The 16255-nt window shown below is 33.3% G+C and carries 13 protein-coding genes; 2 read left to right on the forward strand and 11 right to left on the reverse strand.

The genetic code is table 11. The annotated features are described in order from the left end of the window. Positions 1-33: 33 nt before the first annotated feature. Complete coding sequence (locus tag IPI31_10780; protein MBK7568294.1) at positions 34-1119, reverse strand: tetratricopeptide repeat protein; 1086 nt, start codon at positions 1117-1119, stop codon at positions 34-36. A gap of 444 nt (positions 1120-1563) precedes the next feature. Between IPI31_10780 and IPI31_10785 the strand changes: the two genes are divergently transcribed. Next, on the forward strand, positions 1564-1845 hold the full coding sequence (locus IPI31_10785; GenBank protein MBK7568295.1) for a hypothetical protein: 282 nt from the start codon (positions 1564-1566) through the stop codon (positions 1843-1845). A 411-nt stretch (positions 1846-2256) separates the two neighbouring features. Beyond that, positions 2257-2679 (forward strand): hypothetical protein, encoded by a 423-nt coding sequence (locus IPI31_10790; GenBank protein ID MBK7568296.1) that lies wholly within the window; start codon positions 2257-2259, stop codon positions 2677-2679. Positions 2680-2710: 31 nt separating this feature from the next. On the opposite strand, the gene IPI31_10795 is transcribed toward IPI31_10790, so the two are convergent. From IPI31_10795 to IPI31_10840, 10 genes are all read right to left on the reverse strand, one after another. Beyond that, positions 2711-3262: a hypothetical protein gene (locus tag IPI31_10795; protein ID MBK7568297.1), complete on the reverse strand. Its 552-nt coding sequence runs from the start codon at positions 3260-3262 to the stop codon at positions 2711-2713. Next, entirely contained in the window at positions 3237-4139 is a 903-nt protein-coding gene (locus tag IPI31_10800) for an HNH endonuclease (protein MBK7568298.1), read from the reverse strand. Before IPI31_10800 ends, IPI31_10795 begins: the two co-directional genes overlap by 26 nt. 80 nt (positions 4140-4219) lie before the next feature. Next, entirely contained in the window at positions 4220-5074 is an 855-nt protein-coding gene (locus IPI31_10805) for a hypothetical protein (protein ID MBK7568299.1), read from the reverse strand. 1 nt (position 5075) lies between these two features. After that, entirely contained in the window at positions 5076-5783 is a 708-nt protein-coding gene (locus IPI31_10810) for an OmpA family protein (GenBank protein ID MBK7568300.1), read from the reverse strand. A gap of 4 nt (positions 5784-5787) precedes the next feature. After that, positions 5788-7200: a MotA/TolQ/ExbB proton channel family protein gene (locus IPI31_10815; protein ID MBK7568301.1), complete on the reverse strand. Its 1413-nt coding sequence runs from the start codon at positions 7198-7200 to the stop codon at positions 5788-5790. Positions 7201-7300: 100 nt separating this feature from the next. Beyond that, positions 7301-10603 (reverse strand): DEAD/DEAH box helicase family protein, encoded by a 3303-nt coding sequence (locus tag IPI31_10820; GenBank protein MBK7568302.1) that lies wholly within the window; start codon positions 10601-10603, stop codon positions 7301-7303. Positions 10604-10606: 3 nt separating this feature from the next. After that, positions 10607-12409 (reverse strand): site-specific DNA-methyltransferase, encoded by a 1803-nt coding sequence (locus tag IPI31_10825; protein ID MBK7568303.1) that lies wholly within the window; start codon positions 12407-12409, stop codon positions 10607-10609. 9 nt (positions 12410-12418) lie between these two features. Next, entirely contained in the window at positions 12419-15130 is a 2712-nt protein-coding gene (locus IPI31_10830; protein MBK7568304.1) for an ATP-dependent helicase, read from the reverse strand. A 157-nt stretch (positions 15131-15287) separates the two neighbouring features. Continuing rightward, complete coding sequence (locus tag IPI31_10835; protein ID MBK7568305.1) at positions 15288-15488, reverse strand: hypothetical protein; 201 nt, start codon at positions 15486-15488, stop codon at positions 15288-15290. A gap of 277 nt (positions 15489-15765) precedes the next feature. Then, the gene (locus IPI31_10840) at positions 15766-16059 is read right to left on the reverse strand and encodes a hypothetical protein (protein ID MBK7568306.1); all 294 of its coding nucleotides are present in this window, start codon (positions 16057-16059) and stop codon (positions 15766-15768) included. Between the last annotated feature and the right edge of the window lie 196 nt (positions 16060-16255).

Below are 16255 nucleotides of genomic sequence, written 5' to 3' on the forward strand. Positions count from 1 at the left end.
TTTTGGGTAAATTTTCCCGGATAAATTTTTCGATCAATTTGCGTTGTTTATTTTATCATAGAGAGCCTGATAATATTCATTATTCGGATCAATTTCAAGTGCTTTAAGAATGTAATCCTTTGCCTTTTGATATTCGTATTGTTTCAAGCAAAGACTGGAATAGGAATAAAATAATCCACTTTGAAGACTGTTTTCCAATGTTGGCAAACTTAGGGCTTTTTCATACTTTTCTTTCGCTTCTTCATATTTGCCCAAATCGTTCAAAATAACACCGAACTTATAGTAAGAGTATGCCGAGTTGGGGTAACACTCGATAGATTTCTCAAGATAATCAATCGCCTTGTCAGTCTGTCGTTTGGCTACATAACAATTTGAAAGGTTGGCATATATTGTAGCTTTATCAGGTTCATTTAACGCCATTTCTAGCCCTTTGTTATAACTGTCAATTTGTAAATCGCTCAAATTTATTAATGAGTAATAGCTTGCCATTGCATTATAATGCGTCCATTCGTCTGGTTCAAGAGTAAGTGCATATTTAAAATTTTTCATAATTTCATCTTTACGCACAACATCGGATTTCGTATTATCACGCAAATAGCACCATCCGATTTTCTCAATGGCTTCAGCATCATATGGATCCAGTTTAATTGCAGTTTCTAAAAGGTCTAATGCTCCATCGTAGTCACCGTTATTAAAACTATGATCCGCCTGTTGGGTTATAATATTATCCCAGACAATCCGCCACCTGGCATCCTCATTCTTTAAAGTAAAATAGGTTAGATATTTTATTGAATCACCTTTATGCGAAATCTGTATCCCGTTTACCTTAAATCGTCTGTATGATGGAGAATTTATGTTTTCGTCCACTGCTGCAATGGATTTAATTAATCTGCCTTGAGGTTTTAAACTATCGGGAATTTCAAAATATTTAGTGTATTCGCCTAAAGTGGCAGATTTTTTAGAATCTGTTGAAATCAGATCATATGCAGCTTTGAATTCCTCCTCAATCCTCAATTCCATGTATTTGCTCAATACTGCCTCAGGATTGGTTTCGTCCAGTTTTTTACAACTTTGTAAGATGGCCAATAGGGTGATTAATCCGACAAGTGAAACTTTCATAAATATTGGGTTTTAAGAATAAAACTATGGCCATACTCGGTTTTAAAAAGAGGGTGCCAGAGGGTTGAGTCAAATCTAATCAGTTTTCTGAAAATTTTACACAAATTATGACTAAACACGAGTAAAATTTGATGGATCCGTTAAGAATGTATGAACTATATTTAAAGTATTGAAAATCAATAAGATAATATTTTGTTGTCGCTTAAGGTTGTTTTATTATCTCCTAAACGGCATTTCCCGGGGTTGGGTTGCTTCGGGTTTCTTTTGAGAATTGTAATAAAGGATACAACAGATCATTAGGACTGCAAGAATGTTCAGAACAAGAGAAAGGGTACCCTTAGGTTTACTGATGGGGGCACTGGATAGGAGCAAAATAGGAACCTCAAAACCTTTTTTAATAACTGTATAGGCCGGGAAATTATTCCGTTTATTGATTTATCATTTATGAAGAAAATGGGGGAGAAGACTTTTAATGTATATCTCAAGGAAGAGGAACTGGATACGCTGCTTAAATTCGACCTTAGTAACAAACCGGAAAAAGAAATTATACGCAACCTGTTTATGATTGGCTGCGAAACAAGGCTAAGGTTTTCCGATTATTCCCGATTAACAAAAAATCATCTCAGCGACAAAGTGATACGGATAACAACCTTAAAAACACAGGATAGGGTTGTTATTCCAATTTCAGAACGTCTACGAACAGTTTTAAGTAAATATGAGGATTAAGGCGTATTCCAAATTACTAATCAATACTTTAACAGGCAAATAAAGGAAATTATGAAACTGGCAGGGTTTACATCTCAAGTGGTTGTCCCTGTTAAAAGAGGGACGAAAACAACCGAAGTGGTTTACGAAAAATGGCAAATGATTTCTTCACACACTTGCCGCCGGTCTTTTTATACAAAACAATTTTTGAAGGGTGTCCCTTCAATTCTAATTCGGAAAATAAGTAGGCATAAGACTGAAAAGGCATTTTTAGAGTATATAAAGGTGGATGAGGAGTTAGGTGCTGTGGAGATGATGAAATATTGGGAGAAAATAAAATGGAAAAAAATAACTATTTTCGTATTGTAAAATGTGGCTTCTTTTAATTATTTATAAACCGAGTTTTGATCAATTTGTAATTTATTAGTCAAAATGAGATACATTACAACAATAATCTTTTGTTTGGTATTTGGCAATAATTATTCCCAAAATGTCAACAATGAAAATACCTATAAATGTGATTCTATTTACATGCAATATTTAGGAATTAATACCGAAACAGGCAAAACGGAAACTGCTGCGTTTATACCCTTTGGCACAAGTGGTCAAATTGTATTTAATTCTTTTTTTAAATCCTATAAGATTAGTTTCAAGGATAGTGATGGTGTTTTTTATTATATAAATTTACATTATTTGAGCCAACAAGCAGACGGAAGTCTTAATATGGCTGATCAAGATTCAATAAAATATACATTGACTGACAATATAAGTATAGATAATACCTTAATTTTAACATTTCAACAGCCAATTGAAGGAAAACTAATTGCAACTTTGTTTTTCGTAGGAATAAATTGATGTAATTTTTTAAATATTTAGAGTCGGTAAATTAATTCCAATTGTTTATTCGGTGTCCTATACAATTAAAAAGACCATAATAGGAATCTTTTTGATTTTTTTCATCCAAAACTATCTTGTTTATACAAGATATGTTTAAATAATATACCATGCCATTTTCCCAAGAAGTCCAAACCGATTTGTCAATCCTCCCTTTTACATACCATAAATATTCTTCTGCACAAAGATTCAAATAGTCTTTAATTAGTGCATCTTCCTTTTGAGATAATTTAAAATTTGAATCATGCTTGTTTATATCAATTTTGTTTAGTGTATTGTTAAAGAATTTATCGTATTTAAAATTAAACCCAATAAATAACTCCTTAAACAACTTATCATTTTCAATTTTGTAATTTCGGATACCAATGGAAATTGAAATGCCAGTGGCAATAAAGGCAGTTAAAATTTCAATTTTATTGTCTAAAATAAAATACATTATTGTTCCAGAAAACAAAGCAATAAAGTTTATCCAATAGATGTCTTGATATTTAAAGTGGTTCAGTTTGCTTTTCACTTCGTTATTTTTTAATTCTTGCGGATTCAATAATTTCTTTTAACAAAACAATATGGCGTTTAGTGCCTCCTAGTTTGTGAACCATGTTATGGCAATTCGCACAAAGTGTAATTAAATCTTTTAATTTTGTATCAACTTGATTCCTGGAAAGTACTAAAGGATTTAAATGATGAACTTCTAGAGCTGCGAAGCCGGTCTTGCCATATAGCCGATCTGCATTGAAATTACAAATTTTACAAATATAATTATCTCGAAATTTTGCATCTTCTATAAATTTCATTTTCCTTTCACGCAATAAATGTTTTGCTAATTTCTTATTGTTTTCAGTAACTGTTGCATTAGTGGTATTTTTTAAATTGATGCCAATAATTATCCTTGTAATTAAACTAATATATTTGGTAATATTTGTGATGAGGGTTTTTGAATTAAGGCTTTTGGTTAATCTATCTGATAAAAAAATTGTTAAATAATTTTCTTTTTCGTAACTTTCTATCAAAAACAAGTCGAAGTGTTTTTTTGCAAGTGGCTTATTTAGAATATAAATACTGTTTTGGGTAGGTTGGATTATTGATTCATTTAAAGTTTGGATAGTATTAAAATTTTCTAGCCTCTTTGCAACTGCTTTAATAGATTTTGCATTATTGATTTCATAAGAAATTGAAATTGTTGGTTTGTCATGGTTTGTAAAGTTGTCAAGCCATATTATTATTCTACCAGGTGCATTTTTAATTGTAAAAAGTTTCGATAAGTAACCAAGGCTATTGGTGCTTTCCGGCCTAAATTTCCGTTGGTTTAATTTTGGGTAAAACTCTTGTTTTTCTAATTCCGAATGAATTTTATTTCCTAAAATGTTAAAATTTCGTTTCCAGTCATAATCTACTTTTGTCAAATTTGAATTTATTTTCATGGTGGTTATTTCGTTAAATTAATTATTTTTTCAAATATGCCGATCTCATTACTTGCAGGAGATTAGGTTAAATTCTGATTTTAATAATATTTGCCTAGATATTTATTTCCAATTCTTCGTAATTCATCGTCAAATAAATTAATAAAATCGCGCAACTTTTGTTTTCCAGCACCGCGAGAATAATTATCTTGATGAACCTTGTCAATATTGGCATGACATAACACACATAAACATTTCAAATTGTAATCATCATTATTTTTTTTATTTCCGTCAAGGTGATGGGTCTCCAAATAATATCCATTTGCATAATTTGAACTTAAATTAATACCGCAACCTTCACAAGTAAATTTTTTATTCATTCGGTAATTCTTACTTGTTTCATCCCATTCTGGAGTATACCCCCAAAAATCTGTAGTCACATCTTTAGGAAGTTCGCTCTCCATAAAATTCCCTTCTTCATCGCCATTTAATATTACCTCATCTCTATATTCCGTTGTCGTCATTTTGTTATAAATATTATCAACGTGCAATTTAAGACAGTTTCCACAAATTTCAAGGTCTTTTGTTAGGCCATCAAGATCTTTCATTGTTTGAACCTCATTGGAAAAAACATATTTACCATCAAAATCTCTAGCAGATTTTTTCTGTTGAATTGTAAAACAATTCACTACATGAAATTTTGGAACAATAGTTTTCCATCCATTTCTAAGAGCGACTTCGCGGCTGTAGCCAGCTTCAATGTAAAGAAATCCCTTATGTTTAACTCCCTTTTTATCAATATAATATATCCCATCCCTATCAAATTCAACATTTTTTTCAAGCTCTGCTCTTGTAAATGTTTTTGTAATTGGCTTAAAATTAGAATTAATAGTATCTGGATCAACACCTAATCGGCTTTGAACAAAATATTTTAAATCTCTGAAATCGTACAGCATGCTAATTATTTATTTGTTTAATTGCTTCCTCAACCAGTTTTTCACTTGTTGTTACTATTCTAAATTCTGCACGCCTACATTTTAAATCATCTGGCGGTAAATTAGAATATTCAGTTAAATTTCCTTCGCTGTCTAATGTTCTTCCGAATGAAAGGCCGTTTGCAGTCAACCAAAATCGCAGCTTATCTTGATCTATCTTACCTAGGTTTTTATAATATTCAAGATTAAGCAGGAACTCCATTACATTCCTTGTTCTGTCTTGCGACAACTGCAAATTGTAAATGTAATCGCCCTGAATATCGGTGTGACCTTCAATTCTGACTTCCGCAATCTTATCCTTGTATTGTGGTTTCATTAAAATATTTAGGTAACGGGGAAAGAAGTCTGCTAATATGGATTGAAACTCTGGTTTTAATTCGCTTTTATTGTAGTCGAACAAAACATTTTCATTTACGAATTTTATGGAAAGATCCTGATCAAGAATTGCATTCCATTTGTCCTTTCTGAAGTCGTCTTGAAATTCTGTTTGCAACTCTTTGAGCAAGTCAACTTTAGTTTCTTTAAAATCTTCAAAAATTTTATCGCGTTCTGCTTGCTTATTCTGAACATCTATCATATAAGAGATAGAAATGAATAAAAAGATGACCATTAAAACAGTCATCAGGTCTGCAAGTGGAATCCAATAATTGTCTTTTTTAATTGAAGTCATAAAATTATCGTTTTATTTCGTTTATGACTTCATTAGTTTTCTTTTGATAATCCATAACCATTGCCTGCAGAACTTTATCTAAACTCATAAAACTATCACTGAGTCTTTTCATAAATTCGCTATCTAATTTGTTTACATCATTTGCAAGTTTTTTATTTCCTTCAGCAATAATATTAACGCCTTCTTTCATCTTCAATTCAATGTCTTTCCAAAATTCTTTGTTTGTATCTTTTATTTTTTCAATTTCCTTTAATTTCTCTAGTAATTGGTTGATCGATTCTTGGAACCCTTTTTCCTTCTTCATGTAGTCTGCTAGTTGATTGCTTGAAGATTCAACATTTGTTGTTGCTTTATGCAGCTTTTCAATGGCTTCTGTAAATTTCCTATCTTCTACTAATACTGTTTGCAATTCTACTATCATTTTTACTAATACAGAATTATCATCAGTAAGAGATTTTGTATTTACTGAAATCTCTTGAATATTCCTTGAGGTTTTTTCAATATTCGAGGTGACATTATTAAATTGATCTATTAGAATTTCTATTTGTACTTTGTTTTCTTTTTGCCAATCATTGAGATTTTTGACACTATTATTAAGTTCCTCGAAATTTTCTTTTACTAACTTTTGAATCAATTCATTCATTTGCGTATTGAAATCAGTAATTACTCTTTCCATAGCCTCGACTAATGCCTTGGTATTGTTTTCAGTTAAAAGGAGCGTAAATTCATCAAACTTCGTCCTGAGCATTTCGTTATTCTTATTCATTGTTTCTACAATGAAGGTTGAATTGGTTGATGTCAATTTTGAATATTCGTTTTGTTCGGCTCTTAATTTTTGAATTTGCGTTAATAGACTTGTTTCACTGTCTCCGCCAAGTGCAGTTTGTATTTTAGAAAGTTTATCAGTTTGCTCCTGCATTTGGTTTTTAAGTTTCGCAAATTGTGTGGCTAAACTTTCATCTGTTTCACCAACAAGTGAGGTGTTTAAAATTTTGAAGTTTGAAGCATTCTCTGCTGCTGCTTTTTTTGTATGATCTATTAAAAGATTGAGGGCACTAACTTCATCACTCGTTATTGTTTTACCTTTATCATTACCTCTTTGAACAATGGCTGTTAGTTTTGAAAATATTAATAATCCGATTATACCAAAAATTGACGCAATGAATGCAGTTTTAAGCCCGTTCAACAATTCCGGAATACTTTCTGTCATATTATCTACATCAAAGTAGAATAAGCCATAGGCAATCCCCAGAAAAGTGCCTAAAATCCCAATAGTTGGGAATACTTGTGGTATCGAATCAAAAATATAAGGATTGATTTTATCAGGAGTTCGTTTAGCTTTAATAAGATAATAAATACTGAAAATAAACCACCCGACAAGCAGGCCGTAAGGAAAAATCTCAAATATATCTTTCATATTATTGTTTTATTTTAAATGGTTTAATTCTTAGGGTTGTGCGAATAATTTATGTTTCCCAATCGAATGCCTTTTATTTTTCTGTATAAACTGATTTAGCTTAAACTAATTTTTCAACTCCAATAACCTCAATTTCATCACCTGTCATAATATTGCTAATAATTATTGTATTGCTACTTGGATTAATAGATTTCAATTGAATATGCTTTTCCGGAAACAATTTACCTGCAACCTTCTTATCAACAGCCTCTATTATTCGTATTGTGCAATTTCCCTCATATTCATCTTCAATATTACTATTAAACACCAGTGTTATTTTGCCGGGTACTTCCTCAATATTTGGCATGTAATTTAATATAATCCAAGAATTATGTGAATATTGCGGCAACAAGGCGTTTCCCTTTACTTGCGTTGCATATACTGTTTCCGGTAATTTCACATTGTTTTGATCTAATAGTAGCCACCCGTCCGGCTTAGGTGTTTTCTGACCTTTAATGAATTTTTTATATGCTTTTAGTGGGGAATATACAGGAATGTATTTTATGAATTTTTCTTCCTCTTTTGGTTCAGCATGCAATTGGTCGCTAGATTGTTTCCTCTTTAGCGTTTCCTCAGATTCAGAAATAAAATCATTCCAGGGTATATATTTAGAACCCATTTTGTCCATTTGAGTTGAAAATATTAGTAGACCTTTAAAACCATTAACATTTCCATCACCGGGCATTTCATTTAATCTAGTTAAAAGAGCATTTTTCTTTGTGTCAGAAAATATTTCACCTTTAGCTTCGATTACATATATTACATGATCTTTGAATAAAATAAAATCCGGGTAGTATTTTTTAGATCCATAATTAAAATGAATGTTGCGCTGATTTCTCACCCAAAATGGTTTTTCAGTTGATTTTGATTCGTATTTAATGTCTTTTTCTGCGGCAATTTGATATTCTTGTTGCGGTTCTTCTGATGTTAAATTAATTTCTTTAGTTTCATTCGGTGTATTAGTTAATAAAATGTTATCCAAGTATTCGGCTAGTTGCAATTCGGTATAAGAATCGAATTTTTCATAGTCATATATCGATTTTTCATAACCATGAAAATTGTATTGACCTTCAATTAATTCAATAAGTTTGCTTTTGTCATTGACTTTATACCTAAGATTTTTCTTTCCAATTTGATCTTCCGGTATGTTTATCTGATAATCATGGAATACTTTTTTCATACTCCAACTATCTTCATCATTGAGTTTTTGAAAGTCAAGTATGAAGTAGTCTTTTTCAATTTTGTTTCGGTAATAGAAGCTGAACGCATCTACAAATAATTTCAAAGCAAGTTTATTGTCTGCATCATCTAATTTATAATACTGTAGGCCTATTTGATTGAAAGTATCTATGTAGTCCCTGAACGCTTTTTTTGATGTTTCTGTATCAGGTAGGCATGGTAGATTTTTCTGCACAATGCCATAAATTTGTTTAAGTTCCTTTTCTGTTATGTTTAGTGTTTCCGGTTTGCCTCCTTTCTCTTTTATTTGTTGGTGATAAGTATTCTTGTCAGCGAATATATCTACCTCTATAAAGAATTGTTCCGGCCTGTATTTTAGAAACCTTTTGTTTGTGTCGTTTTCCCCTTCAAAACAGTTGTCCTCCATGAATTTTGAAGTGATGCCCTGAACATTGGTTATCAGTGAAATTAAACTCACATCCTGTTTTGCTTTCAAATCGGCTTTAATGTGCGGAATGTATTTGCCTGTGAGTAGATCGGACTTTGCCTTGTTAATTATTGGTTTGCGGGCTTTATCAAAACTAAGGTACTTGTTGTTCAAACCAAATTCCTGACGGATTGCTTCTATTACTACCTCAAAGTTTTTTCCCTGGTCACAAACTATATGAAGCATTTCAGCGTTAGCCTTTAGTTTATCATTTTCGTCATCAAATTCTCTTTTGTCTTTGTTCAGCCTTATTCCTCTACCAATAATTTGTTTTACTGATGTTTTAAAATCCGTTTCTGTGTCATTTATTACTGCCATTGAAAAAATATTCGGAAGGTCAATTCCTTCATCAAGGCGCTGCATGTAAACAACTATTTCAACATTGTTCTTGCGGATATTCAGGAACTTCTTTTCAGTTTCTTTGTCGGAATTGCCGTAATAGAAAATTGCTGTGCTTGCTGCCTTTTGTATATCGTCCCGGAGCAATTTTATTTTGCCCTGATATTTTTTCTTATAAAGGTCGGTGAGCAAGATTGTAATTTCAATGTTTTGCACTTTTATCTTTTCCAAAATGATGTTGATGTTGTCTACATCATTGGCTAATTCATTTTTGATATAATCAAAAACTTTTTGCGTGTAGATGGTATCGTTCTTGACTTTTACAAATGCAACGGGTTTCAGGTTTTTACTCTTTGGGTCTAACAGCACTGCTTCTTTCTTCAGTATGTGAATGAGGAAAAGAGTAATGATTTTTAATTTTTCATTTTCGTTGACTTCTTTCTGTTTGCCTTTGTTTCCAGTAGCTAACGCAACTGCCCTCACTAATTTTCCGTGTCCATCTTCTAAAAATCTCCGTATGTCGTATTTGTAAATGATGGTTTGATTTTTCTTGTCAAGCCCTTTTTCGTTTTCAATTGCGGTTGCCGTAAATTCTAAAACTGCCTCTGGGTGGAAGTTGCGAATGATTTTTGTTGCAACCCTTGTTTGAGCATGGTGAGCTTCGTCAGTAATTACAATTAGCTTTTTGTCTTTGAGAAATTGTTTAATGCTAATTGTATGACCTTTTTCATTTTTCCATTCAGCAGATTCCCATGGCAAGTCGGTATTAGTTGCATTTGCGCCAAACTTGCTGATGTTGAAAATGAAAATATTAGCATCCTTCTTTGTATCAAAAAATAAATTCTGTGTGTAGTTATCGCCTGTAATCAAGTTGAAAGTAAAGGGAGTATCATCTGCCCAAACTGATTCAATGCCGCCAATATGAAAGTTGCGAATTGTTTTTTGATAAATGTCTGTTGAAGCTGGGGTTATGATTAAGAAATTGTTGATGTCATATTTCTGGCTGAGAAAATAAATGCTCGCACCCATGAGCATTGTTTTGCCTGAGCCGGTTGCCATTTCATAACTGAGAAAGGGGGCTTCTTTTCCTGTTTCTTCATCAACAATTTCCATTAGTTCTTTTTTCTCAGGCTTGTTGTTGTTGCTCTTTAGAAGGTAGTCAAGCATAAACAAAGCATCCATTTGATAGTAGCGGAGCGGATGTTTTGTGATGCCATTTTCAATTGAATTGAAAATGGCAAAATCACTTGTTGCAAACAAGTTGTAAGAGGCTGCGCTTTCCCTGTATGTCTTTACAACATTGTTTAACAACTTGGAGTGCTTCTCAAAATATGTATTTGAAGTTTTCTTTTTTGCCATGTTTTACTTTTCTAATTCTGCGAATATTGCGGAAGGCACTTTAATAACTTCAAGGTCTTCGGGTTTTGAATCATAAGCAATTTCAATCCCTCTGTTAGTGAAGATGTTTATGTATTCCGGTGAATATTTTTTCTTAACTGTTTTATAGAGGGTTTGCAATTCATCATAAGTGATGTTGCCTAATTTTCCTTTTGGTTCATTCAAAGTAACTATTGCAACACGATTTTTTGAACCGATTTGCTGAACACCTATTACAGGTTGCTTTTCTGTTTCAGAAAATAATTTGTCTGCTGAAAGATTTATTGTGTTGTCAATAATGTAGTCATAGGAAAGGAGGAATGATTCTTCAATAAATCTTTTTCCTAATGACCAATTAAAATCACCAGTGCCTTTTGAAAGATCAATCTTAATAATTGAATCACCTAAATGATAGTATTTGAAAGAACCTCCTCCTTGCCATTTTTGATTCTTTGTGATTCCGCTATCATCGGAACCACTTAAAACTTTTTTTAGACGAGGGATTATCAAAGTGTCTGCATGTTTACCAATTTCAACACCTACCCATTTTCTTTTCATTTTATGAGCAGTTGCGAATGTTGTTCCTGAACCGCCAAAAACATCAAGAACAAAATCACCTTCATTTGAACCAAAAGTCAAAATTCTTTCGATAATTGCCTCCGGCTTCTGACCACCTTCAAACTCCGACCTTTCCTTGCTCATTGGGTTGATAACCTTAATATCGGTCCATAAATTTGAAATTGGTTGACCTTGGTAGTCGTCAAGAAAAACCCTTCTATTAGGTCTGCCTTTATTATTCCAGTGTAAACGGTCAGTCTTATCCATCTTAATGAGATTCTCCTTTGACATCATCCAACCATATTCAGGGGTGTAACCCTTATATTCATAGCGAAGCGTTTCTCTCATCCCCAATTTTGCATTTCTCTCAATAGGAGCTAGCATGTACTTTTTGCCTTTCAGTTCATTTGTAAATCTTTCTGCAATGTATTCCTGTGTGTTTTCATCATCAAGAGAATAGATTTGATTAAATTCTGTTCCGGGGGTGATGCTATACCATAAAATATAATCTGTCACATTATTTAAGCGATTGTTCGGGTTTGCACTACCGCCACGCCTTTTCCAAACTATATCATTGATAAAATTCTCCTGACCAAAAATTTCGTCTAAAAGGACTTTCAACCTAAAAACTTCCTTATTGTCAATCTGAACAAAGACAAAGCCATCACTCCTCATTAGTTGCTTTATCAGAATAAAGCGGTCACGGATGAGAGTTAGCCACTCAGAATGACCTAAGTTGTCATCATAATGTTCAAACGCTGAACCAGTGTTGTATGGAACATCAAGGTATGCACACTTAATTCGTTCAGCTTCAGGTTTGTTTGCAAAAATCTTTTTTAAAGCGTTTAACCCAAGAAGGTTGTCACCTTTGATTAAAATATTTTCAACAGTAGCATCTTCCTTTTTTGATTCTTCAATTTGTAAAACTTGTTCTGTGCCTGGTATTGTTCCTTGTTTATCTTTTGAAACTGCTTTAAATACTTTTTGAAGTATTAGAGGACGGGCTTCCTTAATTCTAATGTCATTGCTGTTTACCCAGAACGGTTCAAGCCCTCTGCCTTCATCATCAATAATTTCATAAAACAAAGCATCATCTTTGTTTACCCAATTCATTTTAGGGGCTGGGATGTCATTTTCAGAATGAATGGTGTCCCCTTCTTTTTGGAGTAAAACGGAAAACTGTTTGTTATACCAATCTAAGGATAGTGAGCCGGTGTATGTTTTTGCCATAATATATTTTCAGTTTGATTTCTTGAACCTGCACACACACTCCGGGTTGTTACAGGTATGTTCAAGGTTGTTGTTTCTAATGTCGTTTGCTGCTAAAATGATTTTGTTTTTTATTCCTTCAAGGTCATTTGCTGTGAGTTCGTTTTTGTAACCTTCGTTAGTGTCAAGGTTGTATATCTGTAAAAAGTCAGCATTTTCACCGGTCAAAGCACGATAACCTAAGGCGTAAAGCTGCAACTGGTCAATGGTTGCGTTGTATGCCTGTGAATCTTCGGTTGATTTGAAATCAACAATTGTTTTTTCAAAAGTGCCATCAAAATTTTTCTTTTTGATTAAATCCATTTTGCCACTTACTAAAATGCCATCTCCTAAGTCAAGTTGTATTTGCTTTTCTGCAAATTCAATTTGATTGAACTCCGGTGAGTTTTTATCATAGTAAATGTTTACTGCTGTGTCTGCCTTTGTTGTCATGTCAGCAGTTATCTTTTCAGTTGCATAAGGAAAATTTGTGTGCCTATTTAAAAGTGTTTCTAATTCTGCCTTTGTAATTTGGTTTCCGTCAAGATATTCTCGGTGCAATTCCATTAGTGTATTGTGAATAGCAGAACCGTAACCCATTCTTGCACCCAATGGAGTTTGAAAACCATAAAAAGTATAAAATTTAAAACTGTATGGACAATCAAAAAATGATTTGAGCAACGAGAATGTGAGTGAAATATTTGACAAGTCCAAAAACGGTTTTGGTGTGCCATGTTCTCTTTCTGAATAATTACGATTGGGTGAAATAATTACATAGTCAGAAGCTCTTACTTCATTTCCAAAAATTGATTCATTCCCTTGCTGCCTTCCATCGGGGGCGCGGCTCATTAGAAGGAATTTTTTTGCTCTGGTGATTGCTACATACATTAATCTTCTTTCATCTTCCGGTCTTGGAAAATATCTTTCAACACCTCTGATTAAAGTTCTTTCAATGAAATGCCAAACTTGTTTTCCTGATGGTTGTTTTGATGGCAAATAATTTTTATTCAGGCCGGGAATAAACACTACAGGAAACTCCAAACCTTTAGCTTGGTAGATAGTCATTATCTGAACTGCGTTTGGTGTTTTGTAAGTGTTGTTTTGCCAGCCTTCGGGATAGTAATCTCCGGCTGAGTAAATTAAGAAACTGAGAAACGTTGAAAGTTTTCTGTCGGGTGGATATGTGAAGTAAATAGTTTCAAAATCATTTATGATTTGACTGAACATTCCAAGGTTGTAAAAAATTATTTCTTCGTTGCTGAACCCTGTTACTTCTGCTGCTTCATCAGAAAAAAGGTCTTCACGGATTCCTGCTTTGTCAAGGAATGTTTGAAAGATTACCTGTATGTTGAATCTTTCGTAGTAAGTGTTTTTGTTGGGCTTGTTCTTATCAAGAAAAGCAATGGCATCGTTTAGTTTTTCCTCTGTTATATTATCGCTGAGTGAAAGCCAATGATGTTTCAATGTTTCTTTGTCAAGCTGTGCATTGAGATACATAAAGATTGCCTTTGATGCACCTACTTCATGCCGTTGGAATAAATTATTTACACCTGAAACAATGAAAGGAATTTGTGCTGCTTGCAGCGCTTCAATTATTGCATCTGCTTTTTTCCATTTACGGACAAGTATTACAAAGTCAGAGTAATCAAGTCCCCGGTGTTCTAATTCGGGTTTGTCCTGAAATAGTGTTCCTCTTAAATTGCGAATTGAATTTACAATGTTTTCATTTTCTTCTTCAACTGTAGTGAACTGGTTGTAAAGTATATCGCCTTTCTCATAGGTTTGAAAACCCTTTGCAACCATTTGTTTAGGAAGCCTTACTGTATTGTTGGTGATGACTTTTAAGGCGACATCAACAATTGCTTTTGAACTTCGGAAGTTATCGTTCAAGATAACTTCTTTTACATTTTCATAACGGTCTTTGAAGTGCTGTATGTAATCAATATCACTACCACGCCACTGAAAAATTGTTTGGTCATCATCACCAACAACACAAGTGTTTGCACCTAATTCATACAATTCTCTTACCAGTGCTTCTTGTATTGGGTTTACATCCTGATACTCGTCAACTATTAAGTAACCAATGTTGCTCAAAATTTTATTACGAAAGGCATTATCATTTTTGATGTAATGAAATGCCTTTGTCATTATCATTGTAAAGTCAAGGTAGCAGCTTTGTTGAAGTGTTTTTTCATACTGTTCTAATGCAGTGAAAAGGTTTGCCGGAACATCTTCACGATTATGAAAATCTGCTTCACGAAGTATGCCCATTAACTGTATGAAATGCCCGGTGTCTTTGAACCGCTCCATGTCAAGGGCTTTCATTCCAATTGTTGAAAATTTTCTTTCAACAAAAAGTTTCAACTTGATTTCATCAAGAACAGAAAATTTTTGAAACTCGTATTTGTAATCCTGTAAAACGTTCAAGCACCAAGCATGAATTGTTCCGATATACATTTCTGCAAGTCCTTTCAAATCGGGTAATTGCTCACGGCAAAGTTTTAAGATTCTAGCCTGTAATTCACCTGCTGCTTTTTCGGTGTATGTGAATGCAATTACTTTTGAAGGTGGTGTGCCTTGTTTCAGTATGTTGATGATTCTTTCTGAAATAACCTGTGTCTTGCCTGAACCCGCGCATGCAATTATCAAAAGATTCTTTGAAATTGTATTTATTGCATCTATTTGCTCAACAGTATACTTCATATATCCCAATAAATAGGTTTATACCTCAGACATTTGACATGGCAAGGGTGATTTTTTGCTTTAAGGGAATAAAACAGGGTATCTGCGCAAGTAAAAGATACTATTGCACTACATTGGTCAAAAATATCATTTTTGGGGTAATAATCAGCCTTTCAGCTCAATTTTTTTTGGTTTTATTGGTATTTCGGTTTGATCTAGTAGACGCTGCATGCAATAGGATTAATATAATTCCGGCAGCGGCTAAGGCTAAAATGATTACTATTGTAGACTTTGAAGTTCCGATTTTGGCTGGTAAACTGATTTTTTGAGCAGCAGAAAGCGTTGCCGTAAGGTCTATAGCTTTATAAGATTCTATCATATTTCCGAAGGTTTAAGGTTTCCTGAGATATGGAATACCCATACTCAAAGCAAAAAATGCAGTTTAATTATCAGGTAATTTCAATTGGTGGGTGAGGTAATTGAAGTTATACCTTTTAGTCTTAGGAGTAAAATTAGTAAATTAGATATTTTTGTATCTACGTACAAAAGGGCTTAGGTTTAAAGATTTTGTCCGAGGTCACCTTGTGACAAGGCTCTTCGCTCTTGCTTCAGGGCAGTGATTTTTGGAATTGTTATTATTGAATTCGGCTTTAGTTTCAAAGTTTAAGAGTCCAAAAACCTTCAGCAATATAGCCAGTTATCATATATTTTCTATAAGGCGTGAAGTATGGTAAAATACTATCTATCTCCTGATAGATCATTCGGATTGACTCAATTTTGTTTTCTCGAGTTTCACTTAACAATTCTTCTAATTCAGGGGTAGCAAAAATAGCATCAAAAAATTCATCTAAATTAGCATCCTCGTCCGCTACTGTTTCAACAACCTGATCACTTTCATTACTTTTGGGTAAAAACGATAATAAAATAAACTGCAAACGAGGAAAAGCCATAGTCGCAACATAGTGGCCAATTCCATCCTCGTTTGTTGCATTGAGGCTTGAATAGCTAAATAAAAACCTATGATTGTCTGATTTGTAAAATGCTTTAACACCTTTTATAATATGAATTTTATTATTCTCATTTTGTTTATTGTTTATTGCACCTTAATAATTCTGTTTAATTTGTTGTATGCTTTTCACAGCATTC

It is taken from the genome of Bacteroidota bacterium, from assembly GCA_016706865.1.
Lineage (GTDB): Bacteria > Bacteroidota > Bacteroidia > Chitinophagales > BACL12 > UBA7236.